Origin of the sequence: Escherichia sp. B1147 (assembly GCF_001660175.1) — a bacterium.
Classification (GTDB): domain Bacteria; phylum Pseudomonadota; class Gammaproteobacteria; order Enterobacterales; family Enterobacteriaceae; genus Escherichia; species Escherichia whittamii.
Map to the genome: position 1 here is coordinate 1 of NZ_LFHY01000016.1, position 20,069 is coordinate 20,069.

Here is a 20,069-nt window from a genome sequence, read left to right on the forward strand (position 1 = left end):
GAATCCGTATCTTCGAGTGCCCACACAGATTGTCTGATAAATTGTTAAAGAGCAGTTGCGACGTGGCTTTCAGCTCACTGTCGCGAGGTGGCGTATATTACGCTTTCCCCTTTCAGAGTCAAGCGCTTATTTCGCTTTTCTCTGCCGAAATCCTCAGTAGAACCTCGCTGACCCGGCGGCTTGTTTGCCGTTGTTCCGTGTCAGTGGTGGCGCATTATAGGGAGTTATTCTGAAGTGACAAGCGAAAAATATAAAAAATTTATCGTTCGTTCAATTCTTAAGCAAAACACCTTAAAAACGGCCCTTTTCGGTTGGAAAAGAGGCAAAAAACGAGCCCCGAAGGACTCGTTTTTCTTATTTACTGGACTGCGACAATACGATCTTCATTAACTTCCAGGCGAATGACTTTACCTGGAACCAATTCACCAGACAGTATTTGCTGTGCCAGTGGGTTTTCGATCTGCTGCTGGATTGCACGTTTCAGAGGACGTGCGCCATAGACTGGGTCGTAACCATTCTCGCTCAACAGTTTCAGCGCCTCGTCAGAAATGTGGATTTCATAACCACGCTCTTCCAGACGTTTGTACAGACGTTTCAGCTGAATCTGCGCAATTGATGCTATGTGTTGTTCACCCAGTGGATGGAAGACAACCACTTCATCGATACGGTTAATGAATTCTGGACGGAAGTTATGGCTAACCACGCCGAGCACCAGCTCTTTCATGTGCGCATAATCCAGTTCACCAAAACGTTCCTGAATAAGATCAGAACCGAGGTTAGAGGTCATAATGACCACCGTATTACGGAAGTCGACCGTTCTCCCCTGCCCGTCAGTCAAACGTCCATCATCCAATACCTGCAACAGAATGTTGAAAACATCCGGATGGGCTTTTTCCACTTCATCCAGCAGGATGACGGAATAAGGACGACGACGCACCGCTTCGGTCAGGTAGCCACCTTCTTCATAACCGACATATCCCGGAGGTGCACCAACCAGACGAGACACCGAGTGTTTCTCCATAAACTCGGACATATCAATACGGACCATCGCCTCGTCGCTATCAAACATAAAGTTCGCCAGCGCCTTACAAAGTTCAGTTTTCCCCACACCAGTCGGGCCGAGGAACAGGAATGAACCAATTGGGCGATTCGGGTCAGCAAGCCCTGCACGGCTACGACGAATAGCGTTAGATACCGCATCAACCGCTTCGTTCTGGCCAATGACACGATGGTGCAGTTCTTGCTCCATACGCAGCAGTTTTTCGCGTTCACTTTCCATCATGCGAGAAACAGGAATCCCCGTCCAACGCGCCAGCACTTCAGCAATTTCGGCATCTGTCACTTTATTACGCAGCAGACGCATGGTTTTACCTTCGAGCTGCGTTGCGGCTTCCAGTTGTTTTTCCAGTTCCGGAATTTTGCCGTATTGCAATTCAGACATCCGCGCCAGGTCACCCACACGGCGAGCCTGTTCAATGGCGATTTTGGCCTGCTCCAGTTCCGCTTTAATGGTCTGCGTGCCAGAGAGCGACGCTTTCTCTGCTTTCCATTCTTCTTCTAACTCGGAGTACTGACGTTCTTTGTCGCTCAGTTCTTCGTTGAGCATATCCAGGCGTTTTTTACTGGCTTCATCAGACTCTTTCATTAACGCCTGTTGTTCCAGTTTGAGCTGAATAATACGACGATCGAGTCGGTCGAGTTCTTCCGGTTTTGAGTCAATCTGCATACGAATGCTGGATGCCGCTTCATCGATCAGGTCGATAGCTTTATCCGGCAACTGACGGTCAGCAATGTACCGATGGGACAACGTCGCCGCAGCAACAATTGCCGGGTCAGTAATTTGCACATGATGGTGCAGTTCATAACGTTCTTTCAGACCACGCAGAATAGCAATGGTGTCTTCCACCGTTGGCTCGGCAACAAACACTTTCTGGAAGCGACGTTCCAGCGCAGCATCTTTTTCGATGTACTGGCGATATTCGTCCAGCGTCGTGGCACCCACGCAGTGCAGCTCACCACGCGCCAGCGCCGGTTTCAGCATGTTCCCGGCGTCCATTGCGCCATCGGCTTTACCTGCACCGACCATGGTATGTAATTCGTCGATAAACAGGATGACGTTGCCTTCCTGTTTGGCGAGATCGTTAAGTACGCCTTTTAAACGTTCTTCAAACTCACCGCGATATTTCGCCCCGGCCACCAGCGCGCCCATATCCAGCGCCAGCACGCGGCGGCCTTTCAGCCCTTCCGGCACTTCTCCATTGATAATACGCTGCGCCAGACCTTCAACGATGGCAGTTTTACCAACACCGGGTTCACCAATCAGCACCGGGTTATTTTTAGTACGACGTTGCAGTACCTGAATGGTACGGCGAATTTCTTCATCACGACCAATCACCGGATCGAGTTTGCCCTGTTCGGCACGTTCGGTAAGGTCGATGGTGTATTTTTTCAAAGCCTGACGTTGGTCTTCAGCTCCTTGATCGTTCACGCTTTCACCTCCGCGCATTTGTTCAATCGCTTGAGTAATGTTGGCGGTGGTCGCCCCTGCTGCTTTCAGGATGTCGGCCAGCGTGCCGCGAGACTCAAGTGCCGCCAGAACGAATAGTTCTGACGAGATAAAGTTATCACCACGTTTTTGCGCCAGCTTGTCGCAAAGATTAAGAACGCGCACCAGATCCTGTGATGGCTGGACATCGCCACCTGTACCTTCAACCTGTGGTAAACGGTTTAATGCCTGATTGATATCTGTGCGCAACTGGCCAGCATTGATGCCGGCAGATGTTAATAAAGGACTAACCGAACCCCCTTCCTGATTCAGCAGGGCGCTCATTAAATGAAGTGGTTCGATGAATTGGTTGTCGTGCCCGAGTGCAAGTGATTGGGCATCGGCAAGAGCAAGCTGGAATTTATTAGTAAGACGATCCAGACGCATAACTCCTCCCATAACGGATCAAAGTTGCTACTGGAGATTAAATGAGGTCATCCCTCAATTATTCAAGGTTATTGACCAGATTAATGTGAAAAGAAAATCACGCGTACCGGATCGTCTTGATTCTTTAGGTTATATCAGCCAAATGAAACTTGCCATACGACCCGTGGTCTTGTCGCGACGATAAGAGAAGAATGTCTCATTTTCCGTGTATGTACAGCGGTCACTGCCGAAAATTTGTTCGACACCGACGTTCGCCAGACGCTGCCGGGCAAGCTGATAAATATCCGCCAGATACTTATCACCATGCTGAATGAAAGCTGTACTCGCTTTGGCGTCTACTGCCATAAACGCCTCACGAACCTCCGGCCCAACTTCAAACGCGCGTGGACCGATTGCCGGACCTAACCAGGCAAGAATGTTTTCGGGCTTATCGGCAAAACAGGAAACCGTCTCTTCCAGAACGCCAGCGCACAATCCGCGCCAGCCTGCATGGGCAGCAGCGACTTCCGTTCCCGCCCGATTGCAAAACAGCACGGGCAGGCAATCGGCTGTCATCACGGCACAAACCGTGCCGGGTGTGTTGCTATAAGAGGCATCCGCTCGTTTTGAAGCATAAGGTTCGCCAGTAAGCTTAAGCACATCTTTGCCGTGTACCTGCTCAAGCCAGACCGGTTTTGAAGGCAAATTGCCCGCAGCAAAAAGCCGCTTGCGATTCTCCTCAACGTGCTCCGGGTTATCACCACAATGGGCCCCCAGGTTGAGCGAGTCGTAAGGCGGTAAGCTTACGCCGCCGATACGGGTAGAGCTACAGGCCGCAACGCCTTTTGGCAGCGGCCACTGCGGGACAATCAACTTACTCATAACCAGTCCACTTCATCCTTATGCTCTTCGAAATCGGCACGCATCACCTCAATCAGCTCCACCATATCTTGTGGAATAGGCGCATGCCATTCCATTTCGATGCCGGAGATTGGGTGATAAAGACGCAGCATGGTTGCATGAAGCGCCTGACGGTCAAACTTACGCAGCGTGGAGATAAACGCTTCCGAAGCACCCTTCGGCGGACGCGGACGACCACCATAAACCGGATCGCCCACCAGCGGATGGGTGATATGCGCCATATGCACGCGGATCTGGTGCGTACGTCCAGTTTCCAGACGCAGCCGCAGACGCGTGTGCACACGGAAGTGTTCCATAATGCGATAGTGAGTGACCGCCGGTTTGCCCATCGGATGCACCGCCATATGGGTACGTTTTGTCGGATGGCGACTGATTGGCTCGTCCACCGTGCCACCTGCTGTCATATGGCCAATTGCCACCGCTTCGTACTCACGGGTAATTTCACGCCGTTGCAGAGATTCCACCAGGCGCGTCTGGGCCGGAACAGTTTTTGCGACAACCATGAGGCCAGTGGTGTCTTTATCCAGACGATGGACAATGCCCGCACGCGGTACATCGGCAATGGGCGGATAATAATGAAGCAATGCATTCAATACCGTGCCATCCGGGTTACCCGCACCGGGGTGTACCACCAGGTCGCGCGGTTTATTAATTACGATAATGTCTTCATCTTCATAGACGATATCCAGCGGGATATCCTGTGGTTCAAAACGCGCTTCTTCTTCAATCTCAGCGTTGATGGCAACCTGCTCGCCACCTAATACTTTTTCTTTCGGCTTATCACAAACTTTGCCGTTAACCAGCACGCGCTGGTCGAGGATCCATTCTTTTATACGCGAACGTGAATAATCCGGGAACATTTCGGCCAAAGCTTGATCTAAGCGTTGACCGAGTTGGTTTTCGGACACTGTTGCAGTGAGTTCTACTCGTTGTGCCATATATACTGCTTCTTCGTTTATCGTTGGGGTTTTACGGCTTTGCCGTTTAATATAGTGTGCTATTGTAGCTGGTCTTAACCGGGAGCAGGAACAGAGAATCTCCCGTAATACATTTTGAGGAAAGTCAAAACGTCATGACGCGCATGAAATATCTGGTGGCAGCAGCCACATTAAGCCTGTTTTTGGCGGGTTGCTCGGGTTCAAAGGAAGAAGTACCTGATAATCCGCCAAATGAAATTTACGCGACTGCGCAACAAAAGCTGCAGGACGGTAACTGGAGACAGGCAATAACGCAACTGGAAGCGTTAGATAATCGCTATCCGTTTGGCCCGTATTCGCAGCAGGTGCAGCTGGATCTCATCTACGCCTACTATAAAAACGCCGATCTGCCGTTAGCGCAGGCTGCCATCGATCGTTTTATTCGCCTCAACCCGACCCATCCGAATATCGATTATGTCATGTACATGCGTGGCCTGACCAATATGGCGCTGGATGATAGCGCATTGCAAGGGTTCTTTGGCGTCGATCGTAGCGATCGCGATCCTCAACATGCACGAGCTGCGTTTAATGACTTTTCCAAACTGGTCCGCGGCTATCCAAACAGCCAGTACACCACTGATGCAACCAAACGTCTGGTGTTCCTGAAAGATCGTCTGGCGAAATATGAATACTCCGTTGCAGAGTACTACACCGAACGTGGCGCATGGGTTGCCGTCGTCAACCGCGTCGAAGGTATGCTGCGTGACTACCCGGATACCCAGGCTACGCGTGATGCGCTGCCGCTGATGGAAAATGCTTACCGCCAGATGCAGATGAACGCTCAGGCTGAAAAAGTCGCGAAAATTATTGCCGCTAACAGCAGCAACACCTAACAGGTGTTATATACGCAAAACGGCAGCCCTGGAGCTGCCGTTTTTTTATTCGATTTGAACGCTAACTAAAGCGATTTAGTCGCGACTGATCCTATCAAATATGGCTCGCTTTGAGACATTCCTCAAGTAAAAAAACACCTCTTCCTGCGATTTCTCACAAAAAAACTTCGTTGACAAAAAGTGACAAAATTATGAGATTTTCATCACACATTTTGACATCAGGAGCGGTATGCTGAATTCACCAAGACGGGAAGACAAGAGGTAAAATTTATGACAATGAACATTACCAGCAAACAAATGGAAATTACTCCGGCTATCCGCCAACATGTCGAAGACCGTCTCGCCAAACTGGAAAAATGGCAAACTCATCTGATTAACCCACATATCATCCTGTCTAAGGAGCCACAGGGATTCATCGCTGACGCCACTATCAACACACCTAACGGCGTTCTGGTTGCCAGTGCAAAACACGAAGATATGTACACCGCTATTAACGAATTGATCAACAAGCTGGAACGGCAGCTCAATAAACTGCAGCACAAAGGCGAAGCACGTCGTGCCGCAACATCGGTGAAAGACGCCAACTTCGTCGAAGAAGTTGAAGAAGAGTAGTCCTTTATATTGAGTGTATCGCCAACGCGCCTTCGGGCGCGTTTTTTGTTGACAGCATGAAAACAGTACGGGTACTGTACTGAAGTCGCTTAAGGAAACAAACATGAAACAAACGCCGTTTTTCTTCGCATTCTTTTTTACCTTCCCCTGAATGGGAGGCGTTTCGTCGTGTGAAACAGAATGCGAAGACGAACAATAAGGCCTCCCAAATCGGGAGGCCTTTTTTATTGATAACAAAAAAGGCAACACTATGACATCGGAAAATCCGTTACTGGCGCTGCGCGAGAAAATTAGCACGCTGGACGAAAAATTGCTGGCGTTACTGGCAGAGCGGCGCGAGCTGGCCGTTGAGGTGGGAAAAGCCAAACTGCTTTCTCATCGCCCGGTGCGTGATATCGATCGTGAGCGCGATTTGCTGGAAAGACTCATTACGCTTGGTAAAACACACCATCTGGATGCCCACTACATTACTCGCCTGTTCCAGCTCATCATTGAAGATTCCGTATTAACTCAGCAGGCTTTGCTCCAGCAACATCTCAATAAAATTAATCCGCACTCAGCCCGGATTGCTTTTCTCGGCCCCAAAGGCTCTTATTCGCATCTTGCGGCGCGCCAGTACGCTGCCCGTCACTTTGAGCAATTCATTGAAAGCGGCTGCGCCAAATTTGCCGATATTTTTAATCAGGTGGAAACCGGCCAGGCCGACTATGCCGTCGTACCGATTGAAAATACCAGCTCCGGTGCAATAAACGACGTTTACGATCTGCTGCAACATACCAGCTTGTCGATTGTTGGCGAGATGACGTTAACTATCGACCATTGTTTGCTGGTTTCCGGCACCACCGATTTATCGACTATCAACACGGTCTACAGCCACCCGCAGCCGTTCCAGCAATGCAGTAAATTCCTTAACCGTTATCCACACTGGAAGATTGAATATACCGAGAGTACGTCCGCGGCGATGGAAAAAGTCGCACAGGCAAAATCACCACATATCGCTGCGCTGGGAAGCGAAGCTGGCGGTTCCTTGTATGGTTTACAGGTGCTGGAGCGCATTGAGGCGAATCAACGACAAAACTTCACCCGATTTGTCGTGCTGGCACGTAAAGCCATTAACGTGTCTGACCAGGTTCCGGCAAAAACGACGCTGTTAATGGCTACCGGGCAACAAGCTGGTGCACTGGTTGAAGCGTTGCTGGTATTGCGCAACCACAATCTGATTATGACCCGTCTGGAATCACGCCCGATTCACGGTAATCCGTGGGAAGAGATGTTTTATCTGGATATTCAGGCCAATCTTGAATCAGTGGAAATGAAAAAAGCATTGAAAGAGTTAGGTGAAATCACCCGTTCAATGAAGGTATTGGGCTGTTACCCAAGTGAGAACGTAGTGCCTGTTGATCCAACCTGATGAAAAGAGCCGGATGATGTGAATCATCCGGCACAGGATTATTACTGGCGGCTATCGTTCGCCTGACGTAATAACACGCGGCTTTCATTCTGGAAGCGTTGTGCATAATCGCCGAACCAGTTCTCCACCTTGCGGAAACTGTCAATAAATGCCTGCTTATCGCCCTGCTCCAGTAACTCAATCGCCTCACCAAAACGCTTATAGTAACGTTTGATCAACGCCAGATTACGTTCTGAAGACATAATAATGTCGGCATAAAGCTGCGGATCCTGGGCAAACAATCGCCCGACCATCGCCAGCTCAAGACGATAAATGGGCGAAGAGAGCGCCAGAAGCTGCTCAAGCTGAACATTTTCTTCTGCCAGATGCAGGCCATAAGCAAAAGTGGCAAAGTGGCGCAACGCCTGGATAAACGCCATATTCTGATCATGTTCGACGGCGCTAATGCGATGCAGTCGCGCGCCCCAGACCTGAATTTGCTCAAGAAACCATTGGTACGCTTCTGGCTGGCGTCCATCACACCAGACCACGACCTGCTTCGCCAGGCTGCCGCTATCCGGACCAAACATCGGGTGAAGCCCCAGCACTGGACCATCATGCGCCGCCAGCATGGCCTGTAACGGTCCATTTTTTACTGATGCCAGATCGACCAGAATACAGTCTTTCGGTAAACGTGGTAATTTGCCGATAACTTGTTCTGTAACATGAATCGGCACGCTGACAATCACCATACCGGCATCGGCAACAATCTCAGCCGCGCGCTCCCAGTCATGTTGTTCAAGAATCCGCACCTGATAGCCAGAGAGCGTCAGCATCTTCTCAAACAAACGTCCCATCTGCCCGCCGCCACCAACAATAACTACCGGACGTAGTGACGGACAAAGTGTTTTAAACCCTTTGTCGTTTTCACTGGAGTAGGACTCACGCATTACCCGACGCAGCACATCTTCAATCAGGTCTGGCGGCACGCCGAGGGCTTCCGCCTCTGCGCGCCGCGAGGCCAGCATGGATGCCTCGCGCTCCGGAACATAAATGGGCAACCCAAAGCGGCTTTTCACCTCACCGACTTCGGCAACCAGCTCCAGACGCTTTGCTAATAAATTCAGCAGCTCTTTATCGACTTCATCAATTTGATCGCGCAATGCGGTCAACTCAGCAACCATAATAAACCTCTTAAGCCACGCGTGCCGTCAGCTGCCCATTCAGATCCTGATGAATTTCACGCAGCAAGGCATCGGTCATTTCCCAGCTTATGCAGGCATCTGTTACGGATACACCGTATTTCATTTCACTGCGCGGTTGCTCGGAAGACTGATTGCCTTCGTGGATGTTACTTTCAATCATCAGACCAATAATTGAGCGATTGCCATCTTTAATTTGGGCAACCACGGATTCTGCCACCGCAGGCTGACGGCGATAATCTTTATTGGAATTACCGTGGCTGCAATCTACCATCAGTGAGGGGCGCAGTCCCGCCTGTTCCATCTCTTTTTCACATTGCGCGACATCCGCTGGGCTATAGTTCGGTGCTTTTCCGCCACGCAGGATCACATGTCCGTCCGGATTACCCTGGGTTTGTAGCAGCGCCACCTGCCCTGCCTGATTAATACCAACAAAACGATGCGGTTGTGCAGCGGCACGCATAGCATTGATTGCTGTCGCCAGACTGCCATCAGTGCCGTTTTTAAAACCAACCGGCATGGAAAGCCCGGATGCCATTTCACGGTGCGTTTGCGATTCCGTGGTACGAGCACCAATTGCCGACCAGCTAAACAGATCACCCAAATATTGCGGGCTGTTTGGATCTAACGCTTCCGTCGCCAACGGTAGCCCCATGTCCACCAGCTCAAGCAGCAATTTACGCGCAATTTGTAGCCCGGCTTCTACATCAAAGGAGCCATCCATATGGGGATCGTTAATCAACCCTTTCCAGCCGACGGTAGTACGTGGTTTTTCAAAATAGACGCGCATCACCAGATAGAGGCTATCGCTGACCTCTGCGGCAAGGGCTTTAAATCGACGAGCATATTCCAGAGCGGTTTCAGGATCATGAATGGAACAAGGACCACACACCACCAGCAGCCGGGGATCGCGCCCGGCGATGATATCTGAAATAGTTTTACGCGAATCGGCAATCTGGGCTTCTTGTTGCAGGCTTAACGGAAAAGCTGCCTTCAACTGTTCCGGGGTCATCAGAACCTGTTCGTCGGTAATGTGTACGTTGTTCAGCGCGTCTTTTTGCATGATGGCGATCCTGTTTATGCTCGTTTGCGATAGTTGATCCTCAGCGAGGATGACGCAACGATAACACAACAAGTAAAGATTTCAATCCATATTTCGTGCATAAAAGTTTACACATGCAATTTTATTGCGTTTTTATCACCAAATAATGTAAAAATAAATTTACGCACATAATAAAAACAATCCGCTATGCTTTGAAAAAGGAGAAAAAAACAATGAAACACTTTATCGCCCCGTTGTTAGCCTTGGTTATTAGCGGTTGTCAAATTGATCCCTATACTCACGCGCCAACCTTGACCAGCACTGACTGGTATGATGTTGGTATGGAAGATGCGATATCAGGCGTTGCCATAAAAAATGACGATACTTTTAACGATTCACAGGCTGATCGGGGGATATATCTTAAAGGATATGCCGAAGGGCAAAAGAAAACCTGCCAAATCGATTTTACTTATGCCCGAGGGCTTTCCGGTAAAAGTTTCCCTGCCAGCTGCAACAATGTAGAAAATGCCAGCCAATTGCATGAAGTATGGCAAAAAGGAGCTGATGAAAATGCCCGCACAATGAGACTCAATTAATTTAAATCCCACCACAAAATTAATCATAAGATTTAACTTATTAGATTTTTAATTCTCTTCTGGATGACGACCACACAAAATAATGATATTTTAATGAACATTCTGAAAAATTTTCGATGCGTTTCGAGCGAAGATGGTGAGGATCACTGAATGCGCTTTTCTCACCTACTGTTCTTACTGTCGCTATTCCTTCTGGCAGGCGCGCCATTACTCGCTCAGGAAACCACTGGCGTTGCGAAAAATGTGCGTTTAATGGTTTCCGGTATCGTAAGCTACACTCGCTGGCCGACGATATCTGGCCCGCCAAGACTATGTATTTTTTCATCTTCACGTTTTAGCACCGCCCTGCAAGATAATGGCGCGACGTCTTTACCTTATCTGCCCGTCATCATTCACAGCAAACAAGAAGCACTGATTTCAGACTGCAACGGTTTTTATTTTGGCAGCGAGTCACCGACATTCCAGACAGAATTAATCGAACAATATCCGTCCAGAGCGTTATTATTAATTGCCGAACAAAATACCGAGTGCATTATTGGCAGCGCATTTTGTCTGGTCATCAATAATAATAACGTCAGGTTTGCCGTCAACCTGGATGCCTTATCGCGGAGTGGTGTTAAGGTCAACCCGGATGTCTTAATGCTCGCTCGGAAGAAAAAAGATGGATAACGATAATTCTCTTAATAAGCGACCTACGTTTAAAAGAGCATTACGCAACATCAGCATGACCAGTATCTTTATCACCATGACGCTGATCTGGCTGCTGCTTTCCGTGACGTCGGTACTGACCCTGAAACAATACGCGCAAAAAAACCTGGCGCTCACCGCAGCAACCATGACTTATAGTCTGGAAGCAGCGGTCGTTTTTGCCGATGGTCCGGCTGCGACAGAAACCCTGGCCGCGCTGGGGCAGCAAGGTCAATTTTCAACCGCTGAAGTACGTGATAATCAGCAAAATATCATTGCATCCTGGCACTACACAGCCAGAGAAGCAGGAGATAGATTCAGTAATTTCATTAGCCACTGGCTCTTTCCCGCGCCGGTAATTCAACCCATTCGCCACAATGGAAAAATCATTGGCGAAGTCCAGTTAACCGCACGCGACAGTTCAATCAGCCATTTTATCTGGTTTTCGCTCGCTGTCCTGACTGCATGTATTCTGCTGGCATCAGGCATCGCAATTACCCTCACCCGCCATTTGCACAATGGTCTGGTTGAAGCGTTAAAAAACATCACCGATGTCGTACATGATGTGCGTTCCAATCGCAATTTTTCCCGACGAGTGTCGGAAGAACGTATTGCAGAGTTTCACCGCTTCGCTCTCGACTTCAACAGTCTGCTGGATGAAATGGAAGAGTGGCAGCTTCGTTTACAGGCCAAAAATGCGCAGCTTCTACGTACCGCGCTACATGACCCATTAACCGGGCTGGCTAACCGCGCAGCATTTCGTAGCGGTATCAACACGTTGATGAACAGTTCCGACGCCCGAAAAACGTCGGCATTACTGTTTCTTGATGGTGATAATTTCAAATATATCAATGATACCTGGGGTCATGCGACGGGAGATCAGGTCTTGATTGAGGTGGCAAAACGATTAGCTGAATTTGGCGGGCTGCGACATCAGGCATACCGAATAGGCGGCGATGAATTCGCTATGGTCCTCTATGGCGTACAGTCGGAATCTGAAGTGCAGCGGATTTGTACGGCACTTTCGCAAATTTTTAATCGCCCATTCGATCTTAATAATGGCCATCAAACCACTATGACATTAAGCATTGGTTACGCTATGACCATTGAGCACGCCTCCGCCGAAAAATTACAAGAGCTGGCCGATCACAATATGTATCAGGCCAAACACCAGCGCGCCAAAAAGCTGGTGAAATAACAAGGAAATATCTACATGATAAAGCAACTGGTAGTTCCCCTGGTGTTCTCTTCACTGATACTGACTGGCTGCCAGTCACCACAAGGGAAGTTTACTCCAGAACAAGTCGCCGCTATGCAGTCTTATGGTTTTACTGAATCCGCTGGCGACTGGTCGCTGGGCTTATCTGATACCATTCTGTTTGCTAAAAATGACTACAAACTGCTCCCGGAAAGTCAGCAACAGATCCAGACAATGGCCGCAAAACTGACCTCCACAGGTTTAACCCATGCCCGTATGGATGGACATACCGACAATTACGGCGAAGACAGTTACAACGAAGCTTTATCGCTGAAGCGGGCAAATGTCGTCGCCGATGCGTGGGCTGAGGGGGGACAAATTCCTCGCAGCAATCTCACCACTCAGGGCTTAGGGAAAAAATACCCCATCGCCAGTAACAAGACCGCACAGGGTCGCGCTGAGAACCGTCGCGTCGCTGTGGTGATTAGTGCACCGTAAACACAATTTCAATAGATAAAAAAAGGGCCAGCCAATTGGCCAGCCCTTCTTAACAGGATGTCGCTTAAGCGAAATCTTAGTTAAGACGCTCTTTGATACGAGCAGCCTTACCAGTACGCTCACGCAGGTAGTACAGTTTAGCTTTACGAACAGCACCACGACGTTTGACAGAAATGCTGTCAACTACCGGAGAGTGAGTCTGGAAGACACGCTCAACGCCTTCGCCGTTGGAAATTTTACGAACAGTGAATGCAGAGTGCAGACCGCGGTTACGAATAGCGATAACCACGCCCTCGAATGCCTGCAGACGTTTTTTGGAACCTTCAACAACCCATACTTTCACTTCCACGGTATCACCCGGACGGAAGGAAGGTACGTCCTGCTTCATCTGCTCTTGTTCAAGTTGCTTAATAATGTTGCTCATAATTTAATCTCTTATCCTGGGTAAACTGATATCTCGGGGGCTTACGCCATCCCATCATGTTTATGTTGCTGTTGTGCGTGTTCCGTTTTGAACTCCGCCAGCAACCTTGCTTGCTCTTCAGTCAGAGCCAGGTTTTCCAGAAGTTCAGGTCTTCTAAGCCAGGTACGGCCCAGCGACTGTTTCAAACGCCAGCGACGTATCTCAGCATGGTTGCCCGACAGTAACACTGACGGAACTTCCATCCCTTCTAACACCTCAGGCCGCGTATAGTGCGGGCAATCCAGCAAACCTTCAGCAAAGGAATCTTCCGTTGCTGATGCCTCATGCCCCAGTACTCCCGGAATAAACCGGGAAACGGAGTCAATCAGCGTCATTGCCGGTAACTCACCACCGCTGAGAACGTAATCGCCGATTGACCATTCTTCGTCAATTTCGGTTTGGATCACGCGCTCATCTATACCTTCGTAGCGACCGCACACCAGAATCAATTTTTGATTCGTTGCCAGTTCGCTGACGCCCGCTTGATCAAGCTTGCGCCCCTGCGGTGACAGATAGATCACCTTAGCGCCTTCACCCGCCGCGCTTTTTGCTGCATGAATGGCATCCCGTAAAGGTTGCACCATCATTAACATCCCCGGTCCGCCGCCGTAAGGACGATCGTCCACGGTACGGTGCCGGTCATGCGTGAAGTCACGTGGACTCCAGCTCTGGATGTTCAGCAGGCCATTTTTAACTGCCCGGCCAGTTACCCCGTAATCGGTAATTGCGCGGAACATTTCAGGAAACAGGCTAATTATGCCAATCCACATAGCGCCGTCTTTTACCGTTTATCCGGTGGTTTAAAAACCAGGATCCCAATCTACTTCGATTGAACGAGTAGTGAGATCGACTTTCTTGATAACCTGCCCATCGAGGAACGGTACGAGACGTTCCTTGATACCAAACGCATCTTTCAGGTTTGCCTTAATGACGAGAACGTCATTAGATCCGGTTTCCATCATGTCGACGACTTTACCGAGATCGTAGCCTTCAGTGGTCACTACCTGGCAGCCCATCAGGTCTTTCCAGTAGTAGTCACCCTCTTCAAGCTGGGGCAACTGCGAAGAATCCACGACAATTTCACAATTCGTCAGCAGGTTCGCCGCATCACGATCGTCTACGCCTTTCAGCTTGATGATCATGTCCTGATTGTGGTGCTTCCAGCTTTCCAGCTGAACTTGCTGCCACTGACCCGCCTTCTGAATAAACCAGGGCTGATAGTCAAAAATGCTTTCGGCGTCTTCGGTGGAAGAAAACACTCTGAGCCACCCACGAATACCGTAAGACGAACCCATTTTTCCCAAAACGATGGGATCAACAGGTGCTTGCGCGGTGAGTTGTTTGCTCATCATGACCACCGTGACAGATTAAGCTGCTTTGTTTACTTCTTTGATCAGCGCAGCAACGCGATCAGAAATAGTTGCGCCCTGGCCAACCCAGTGAGCGATGCGATCCAGATCCAGGCGAGTGCCTTCTTCTTTTTCGCTAGCGATTGGGTTGAAGAAACCAACGCGCTCGATGAAGCGACCGTTGCGTGCATTACGGCTGTCAGCGACAACAACCTGGTAGAACGGACGCTTTTTAGCGCCGTGACGTGCTAAACGAATAGTTACCATAACATCCTCTTGTGTGAATAAAACAACCGGACCCCATCGAGGAACGGAGTCCGGTGTCATATTAAAAGCCCGAAAATTTTACTGATTTCTGGAGAAAATGCAATCAGCAGTTAATAACTCTGTCGCATAAGGTCATTTAGCGACCAGGAAATCCCGGTGGCATCATTCCCTTCATGCTTCTCATCATCTTCGCCATTCCGCCTTTCTTCATTTTCTTCATCATGCGCTGCATGTCGTCGAACTGCTTCAGAAGACGGTTAACATCCTGTACCTGCATACCGCAACCGGCGGCGATACGACGTTTACGCGAACCTTTGATGATTTCTGGCTTAGCGCGCTCTTTCAGCGTCATCGAGTTGATGATGGCTTCCATACGCACCAGCACTTTATCGTCCATCTGTGACTTGACGTTATCCGGGATCTGCCCCATACCCGGCAGCTTACCCATCAGGCTAGCCATGCCGCCCATATTTTTCATCTGGCGCAATTGCTCAAGGAAATCGTTGAGATCAAAGCCATCGCCTTTTTTCAGCTTGCTGGCTAATTTCTCAGCCTGCGCGCGGTCAACTTTACTTTCGATATCTTCGATCAGCGACAGCACGTCGCCCATGCCGAGGATACGGGAAGCGATACGATCCGGATGGAACGGCTCCAGCGCTTCGGTTTTTTCGCCGACGCCGAGGAATTTAATCGGTTTACCGGTGATGTGACGAATAGAGAGCGCCGCACCGCCACGGGCGTCGCCGTCGACTTTGGTCAGCACCACGCCGGTCAGCGGAAGCGCTTCGTTGAAGGCTTTCGCGGTATTCGCGGCATCCTGACCAGTCATGGCATCGACGACAAACAGGGTTTCAACCGGATTAATCGATGCATGGACCTGTTTGATCTCGTCCATCATCGCTTCGTCAACGTGCAAACGACCGGCGGTATCCACCAACAGCACGTCGTAGAATTTCAGTTTGGCTTCTTTCAGCGCCGCATTAACGATATCAACCGGCTTCTGACCAACATCTGAAGGGAAGAAATCGACGCCTACCTGTTCGGCCAGCGTCTCAAGCTGTTTGATTGCCGCCGGGCGATAAACGTCGGCAGAAACCACCAGCACTTTCTTCTTGTGCTTCTCACGCAGGAACTTACCGAGCTTACCGACGCTGGTCGTTTTACCCGCACCTTGCAGGCCCGCCATCAGCACGACCGCAGGGGGTTGTGCGGCGAGATTCAGGGTCTGGTTCTCTTCGCCCATCGCCGCAACCAGTTCGTTACGGACGATTTTGACAAACTCCTGCCCCGGCGTCAGGCTCTTATTAACTTCATGACCAACCGCTTTCTCTTTTACGCGATTGATAAACTCACGCACTACCGGCAGGGCGACGTCCGCCTCCAGTAGCGCCATGCGCACTTCGCGCAGCGTATCTTTAACGTTGTCTTCAGTAAGGCGTCCACGGCCACTGATATTGCGCAGCGTGCGCGACAAACGATCGGTTAAATTATCAAACATTGTCTCTCGCCTGGGGTGGAAACGGTTGGCCGCAATCGCGACACATCATCTGTATTTTGCCGCAGTATAACATGAAGGCGTCTTTGTTGTTATGCAACGGTTGGAGCAGCGTTCTCCTGACGCTATACTGCTTCTCTTTCTCATTGCTCAAACTGTCGACATCACTATGCCCGTTTTTGCTCTGCTCGCGCTCGTCGCCTACTCTGTCAGCCTCGCGCTGATTGTTCCCGGTCTGCTGCAAAAAAACGGCGGCTGGCGGCGAATGGCTATTATTTCTGCGGTCATCGCGCTGGTCTGCCACGCAATCGCTCTGGAAGCCCGCATCCTGCCTGGCGGTGATAGCGGACAAAACCTTAGCCTGCTGAACGTTGGTTCGCTGGTCAGTTTGATGATCTGTACGGTGATGACTATCGTGGCTTCCCGCAACCGCGGCTGGCTGCTATTGCCGATCGTCTATGCCTTCGCGCTAATCAACCTGGCGCTGGCGACATTCATGCCCAATGAATACATCACCCATCTTGAAGCAACGCCGGGGATGCTGGTGCACATTGGCTTGTCACTCTTTTCCTATGCCACGCTGATTATCGCCGCCCTGTATGCCCTACAACTGGCGTGGATTGATTACCAGCTGAAGAACAAGAAGCTGGCGTTTAATCAGGAAATGCCGCCGTTGATGAGTATCGAGCGCAAAATGTTCCACATCACACAGATTGGCGTAGTGCTGTTAACGCTCACTCTTTGTACTGGGCTGTTCTACATGCACAACTTGTTTAGCATGGAGAATATCGACAAGGCTGTGCTCTCTATCGTGGCGTGGTTTGTCTATATTGTGCTGCTGTGGGGGCATTACCATGAAGGATGGCGTGGGCGCCGCGTCGTCTGGTTTAACGTCGCTGGCGCGGTCATTCTGACGATGGCCTACTTCGGCAGCCGAATTGTCCAGCAGTTAATCAGCTAAACCAGAAAAGGAGTTTCCCCTGGAACACATATCTACTACCACGCTGATCGTTATTCTGATCATCATGGTGGTCATTTCAGCCTATTTTTCCGGTTCCGAAACCGGAATGATGACACTCAACCGCTATCGTCTGCGGCATATGGCGAAACAGGGCAATCGTTCGGCAAAGCGCGTCGAAAAATTGCTGCGTAAACCAGACCGCCTGATAAGTCTGGTATTAATCGGCAATAACCTGGTCAATATCCTCGCTTCCGCGCTCGGCACCATCGTTGGGATGCGTTTGTACGGTGATGCGGGCGTAGCAATTGCGACCGGCGTGCTGACCTTTGTAGTGCTGGTTTTTGCCGAAGTGTTGCCGAAAACTATCGCTGCGCTATACCCGGAAAAAGTCGCTTATCCGAGTAGCTTTCTGTTAGCGCCGCTGCAAATTTTGATGATGCCGCTGGTCTGGTTGCTGAACGCTATTACCCGCATGTTAATGCGCATGATGGGCATCAAAACCGATATCGTGGTTAGCGGCTCTTTAAGCAAAGAAGAGTTGCGCACCATTGTGCACGAATCGCGCTCACAAATTTCCCGTCGCAATCAGGATATGCTGCTGTCGGTGCTCGATCTGGAAAAAATGACTGTTGATGACATCATGGTGCCGCGCAGTGAAATTATCGGCATTGATATCAACGATGACTGGAAATCGATTCTCCGTCAGCTCTCCCACTCCCCCCACGGACGCATCGTGCTATACCGCGATTCGCTGGACGACGCCATCAGCATGCTGCGAGTACGCGAAGCCTGGCGACTCATGTCCGAGAAAAAAGAGTTCACCAAAGAAACCATGCTACGTGCTGCGGACGAAATCTATTTTGTGCCTGAAGGCACACCGCTCAGTACGCAATTAGTTAAATTTCAACGCAATAAAAAGAAAGTCGGTCTGGTGGTCAACGAATACGGAGACATTCAGGGGCTGGTCACGGTCGAAGATATTCTGGAAGAGATTGTCGGAGATTTCACCACGTCGATGTCGCCAACACTTGCCGAAGAAGTCACGCCGCAAAACGACGGTTCGGTGATTATTGATGGCACAGCCAACGTGCGAGAAATCAACAAAGCCTTTAACTGGCATCTACCGGAAGATGATGCCCGCACAGTTAATGGCGTTATTCTGGAAGCGCTGGAAGAGATCCCGGTTGCAGGCACTCGCGTACGTATTGGCGAGTACGATATCGATATTCTCGATGTACAAGACAATATGATTAAGCAGGTAAAAGTTTTTCCTGTAAAACCGCTGCGCGAGAGTGTGGCGGAGTAACACAAGGGCGAACTCCGGTTCGCCTTTTTTATCGCCATCTTTTAGGATTCCATCAATTCCTGTCATTTACTTAGCGATGCAATAATGTCCTTTTCAATCATTAAGAAAGGATCTTGATGCTATGTCAGATGATTATGTAATTGAATGGGATAAGGATTTTGCGGACGATCTCAACGTCGTCGCCAACGTTTTTTTACCGCACAACCCAACATTATGGCCCACTATTTTCTCTCAACTTTCGACGCAACCTGAAATCTTTGAAGACGAAGATGAGGACGAGTATGGATTGCAAGACGTTCTCGATTGCAGTGGTGGCGACCTGGGAAATCGCGATCTGGCACAGGCATTTTTACAGGTTCTGCGCGGCGAAGAATTAATTCACCTCGTTGACTGGAAAGGCGAAGATGAAGATGGCGAACTGGCCAATTTTGCTGCTGATCGTTTTTATGAACTAACAAAAGACCTGACGGCATCTGAGGAATTAAGATGCCTTCTTGTCGAAATAACCCAGGAAGATGAAATCGCCGATGCCTGCGAAGCCGGGGATCGTTACCTTGACGAGATATTTGAACGCATCCAGACCGAACTCAATAAGCGGGGTTACCAGATTTTTGATCTGAATGAAGGAGCGGACGCCTATAATGTGGTCGTTCTGCCAATGAGCGAATATGAAAAAATAGATGATTTCAACACGCCGTGGCTGGAAGTGCAGGATTTTTTAAGCTAAAAAATGGCCGACTTTAGGTCGGCCATCTGACATTTACTTCGCTTTCGCTACAGTAACCATCGCTGCGCGAATCGTACGACCGTTCAGCGTATAACCTTTCTGCATAATGCCCAGCACGTTACCCGGTGCTACGTCGTCAGATTCCACCATTGCGATGGCCTGATGCACATTCGGGTCCAGCGGCACGTTGGTTTCAGAGATAACGTCAACGCCAAATTTACGCACTACATCCAGCATCGACTTCAGCGTCAACTCAATGCCTTCAACCATCGCGGACATATCCGGATTAGCTTTATCAGCCACTTCCAGCGCGCGATCCAGACTATCAATTACCGGCAGCAATTCGTTGATGAATTTCTCCAGCGCGAATTTATGCGCTTTTTCGATATCCAGTTCAGTACGACGACGCAGGTTTTCCATTTCGGCTTTTACGCGCAAAATGCCGTCACGTTCACGGGTCTGAGCTTCAGCCAACTGAGCTTCGAGATTCGCAATTTTTTCATCGCGCGGATCCACCTGCCCAGCAGAAGCGTCTGGCTCAACTGCCTCAATCTCTTCGTGCTGATCCATGATAATTTCTTCCGGGGCTTGCCCCTCAGGCGTTTTCTGTTCTTTACTACTCATGAATTTCTCC

General features: G+C 49.8%; 22 protein-coding genes and 1 other annotated feature. Of the genes, 11 read left to right on the forward strand and 11 right to left on the reverse strand.

Features of this window, described 5'->3' with window-relative positions:
• Positions 1–358 precede the first annotated feature (358 nt).
• The 3 genes from clpB to rluD all read right to left on the reverse strand — a co-directional run bounded on the left by clpB (position 359) and on the right by rluD (position 4,770).
• Positions 359–2,932 carry an ATP-dependent chaperone ClpB gene (gene clpB / locus A9180_RS17440; protein WP_002431841.1) on the reverse strand — a complete coding sequence of 858 codons (2,574 nt, stop codon included), beginning with the start codon at positions 2,930–2,932 and terminating at the stop codon, positions 359–361.
• Positions 2,933–3,061: 129 nt separating this feature from the next.
• Entirely contained in the window at positions 3,062–3,793 is a 732-nt protein-coding gene (gene yfiH, locus A9180_RS17445; RefSeq protein ID WP_064529881.1) for a purine nucleoside phosphorylase YfiH, read from the reverse strand.
• Complete coding sequence (gene rluD / locus A9180_RS17450; protein ID WP_059272167.1) at positions 3,790–4,770, reverse strand: 23S rRNA pseudouridine(1911/1915/1917) synthase RluD; 981 nt, start codon at positions 4,768–4,770, stop codon at positions 3,790–3,792. The genes yfiH and rluD overlap by 4 nt, the downstream gene beginning before the upstream one ends.
• 134 nt (positions 4,771–4,904) lie before the next feature.
• Between rluD and bamD the strand changes: the two genes are divergently transcribed.
• From bamD to pheA, 4 genes are all read left to right on the forward strand, one after another.
• Positions 4,905–5,642: an outer membrane protein assembly factor BamD gene (gene bamD, locus A9180_RS17455; protein WP_000197669.1), complete on the forward strand. Its 738-nt coding sequence runs from the start codon at positions 4,905–4,907 to the stop codon at positions 5,640–5,642.
• 270 nt (positions 5,643–5,912) lie between these two features.
• A complete protein-coding gene (gene raiA, locus A9180_RS17465) occupies positions 5,913–6,254 on the forward strand; it encodes a ribosome-associated translation inhibitor RaiA (protein WP_059272170.1) in 342 nt (113 codons plus the stop codon).
• A 102-nt stretch (positions 6,255–6,356) separates the two neighbouring features.
• Positions 6,357–6,482, forward strand: a sequence feature (Phe leader region).
• Positions 6,358–6,405, forward strand: a complete 48-nt coding sequence (pheL, locus tag A9180_RS24380; RefSeq protein WP_100229775.1) for a pheA operon leader peptide PheL — start codon at positions 6,358–6,360, stop codon at positions 6,403–6,405. (Overlaps the previous feature by 48 nt.)
• A gap of 22 nt (positions 6,483–6,504) precedes the next feature.
• Entirely contained in the window at positions 6,505–7,665 is a 1,161-nt protein-coding gene (pheA, locus tag A9180_RS17470) for a bifunctional chorismate mutase/prephenate dehydratase (RefSeq protein WP_064529882.1), read from the forward strand.
• Positions 7,666–7,706: 41 nt separating this feature from the next.
• Here the strand turns inward: pheA and tyrA are convergent, their stop codons facing one another.
• Entirely contained in the window at positions 7,707–8,828 is a 1,122-nt protein-coding gene (tyrA, locus tag A9180_RS17475) for a bifunctional chorismate mutase/prephenate dehydrogenase (protein WP_064529883.1), read from the reverse strand.
• Between the two features lie 10 nt (positions 8,829–8,838).
• The gene (aroF, locus tag A9180_RS17480; protein WP_064529884.1) at positions 8,839–9,909 is read right to left on the reverse strand and encodes a 3-deoxy-7-phosphoheptulonate synthase AroF; all 1,071 of its coding nucleotides are present in this window, start codon (positions 9,907–9,909) and stop codon (positions 8,839–8,841) included.
• Between the two features lie 212 nt (positions 9,910–10,121).
• Here aroF and A9180_RS17485 point away from each other — a divergent pair, with 212 nt between their 5' ends.
• From A9180_RS17485 to A9180_RS17500, 4 genes are all read left to right on the forward strand, one after another.
• On the forward strand, positions 10,122–10,484 hold the full coding sequence (locus A9180_RS17485) for a DUF2799 domain-containing protein (RefSeq protein WP_064529885.1): 363 nt from the start codon (positions 10,122–10,124) through the stop codon (positions 10,482–10,484).
• Between the two features lie 150 nt (positions 10,485–10,634).
• Positions 10,635–11,153, forward strand: a complete 519-nt coding sequence (locus A9180_RS17490; protein WP_064529886.1) for a YfiR family protein — start codon at positions 10,635–10,637, stop codon at positions 11,151–11,153.
• A complete protein-coding gene (gene dgcN / locus A9180_RS17495) occupies positions 11,146–12,369 on the forward strand; it encodes a diguanylate cyclase DgcN (RefSeq protein ID WP_064529887.1) in 1,224 nt (407 codons plus the stop codon). Before A9180_RS17490 ends, dgcN begins: the two co-directional genes overlap by 8 nt.
• Before the next feature lie 15 nt (positions 12,370–12,384).
• Positions 12,385–12,867, forward strand: coding sequence for an OmpA family protein (locus A9180_RS17500; protein ID WP_064529888.1), 483 nt, complete (start codon positions 12,385–12,387; stop codon positions 12,865–12,867).
• A 76-nt stretch (positions 12,868–12,943) separates the two neighbouring features.
• Here A9180_RS17500 and rplS read toward each other — a convergent pair whose 3' ends face one another.
• The 5 genes from rplS to ffh all read right to left on the reverse strand — a co-directional run bounded on the left by rplS (position 12,944) and on the right by ffh (position 16,444).
• Positions 12,944–13,291 carry a 50S ribosomal protein L19 gene (gene rplS / locus A9180_RS17505; RefSeq protein WP_000065253.1) on the reverse strand — a complete coding sequence of 116 codons (348 nt, stop codon included), beginning with the start codon at positions 13,289–13,291 and terminating at the stop codon, positions 12,944–12,946.
• A gap of 41 nt (positions 13,292–13,332) precedes the next feature.
• Positions 13,333–14,100, reverse strand: a complete 768-nt coding sequence (gene trmD / locus A9180_RS17510; protein ID WP_064529889.1) for a tRNA (guanosine(37)-N1)-methyltransferase TrmD — start codon at positions 14,098–14,100, stop codon at positions 13,333–13,335.
• A gap of 30 nt (positions 14,101–14,130) precedes the next feature.
• Entirely contained in the window at positions 14,131–14,679 is a 549-nt protein-coding gene (gene rimM / locus A9180_RS17515; protein ID WP_000043335.1) for a ribosome maturation factor RimM, read from the reverse strand.
• A gap of 18 nt (positions 14,680–14,697) precedes the next feature.
• Positions 14,698–14,946 carry a 30S ribosomal protein S16 gene (rpsP, locus tag A9180_RS17520; protein ID WP_000256450.1) on the reverse strand — a complete coding sequence of 83 codons (249 nt, stop codon included), beginning with the start codon at positions 14,944–14,946 and terminating at the stop codon, positions 14,698–14,700.
• A 136-nt stretch (positions 14,947–15,082) separates the two neighbouring features.
• Positions 15,083–16,444: a signal recognition particle protein gene (gene ffh, locus A9180_RS17525; RefSeq protein WP_000460033.1), complete on the reverse strand. Its 1,362-nt coding sequence runs from the start codon at positions 16,442–16,444 to the stop codon at positions 15,083–15,085.
• Positions 16,445–16,610: 166 nt separating this feature from the next.
• Here ffh and A9180_RS17530 point away from each other — a divergent pair, with 166 nt between their 5' ends.
• The 3 genes from A9180_RS17530 to A9180_RS17540 all read left to right on the forward strand — a co-directional run bounded on the left by A9180_RS17530 (position 16,611) and on the right by A9180_RS17540 (position 19,435).
• Positions 16,611–17,402, forward strand: coding sequence for an inner membrane protein YpjD (locus A9180_RS17530; protein WP_064529938.1), 792 nt, complete (start codon positions 16,611–16,613; stop codon positions 17,400–17,402).
• A 19-nt stretch (positions 17,403–17,421) separates the two neighbouring features.
• Positions 17,422–18,708, forward strand: coding sequence for an HlyC/CorC family transporter (locus A9180_RS17535; protein ID WP_077883540.1), 1,287 nt, complete (start codon positions 17,422–17,424; stop codon positions 18,706–18,708).
• 121 nt (positions 18,709–18,829) lie between these two features.
• Positions 18,830–19,435 (forward strand): hypothetical protein, encoded by a 606-nt coding sequence (locus tag A9180_RS17540; RefSeq protein ID WP_064529890.1) that lies wholly within the window; start codon positions 18,830–18,832, stop codon positions 19,433–19,435.
• A gap of 33 nt (positions 19,436–19,468) precedes the next feature.
• Here A9180_RS17540 and grpE read toward each other — a convergent pair whose 3' ends face one another.
• On the reverse strand, positions 19,469–20,059 hold the full coding sequence (gene grpE, locus A9180_RS17545) for a nucleotide exchange factor GrpE (protein WP_064529939.1): 591 nt from the start codon (positions 20,057–20,059) through the stop codon (positions 19,469–19,471).
• Between the last annotated feature and the right edge of the window lie 10 nt (positions 20,060–20,069).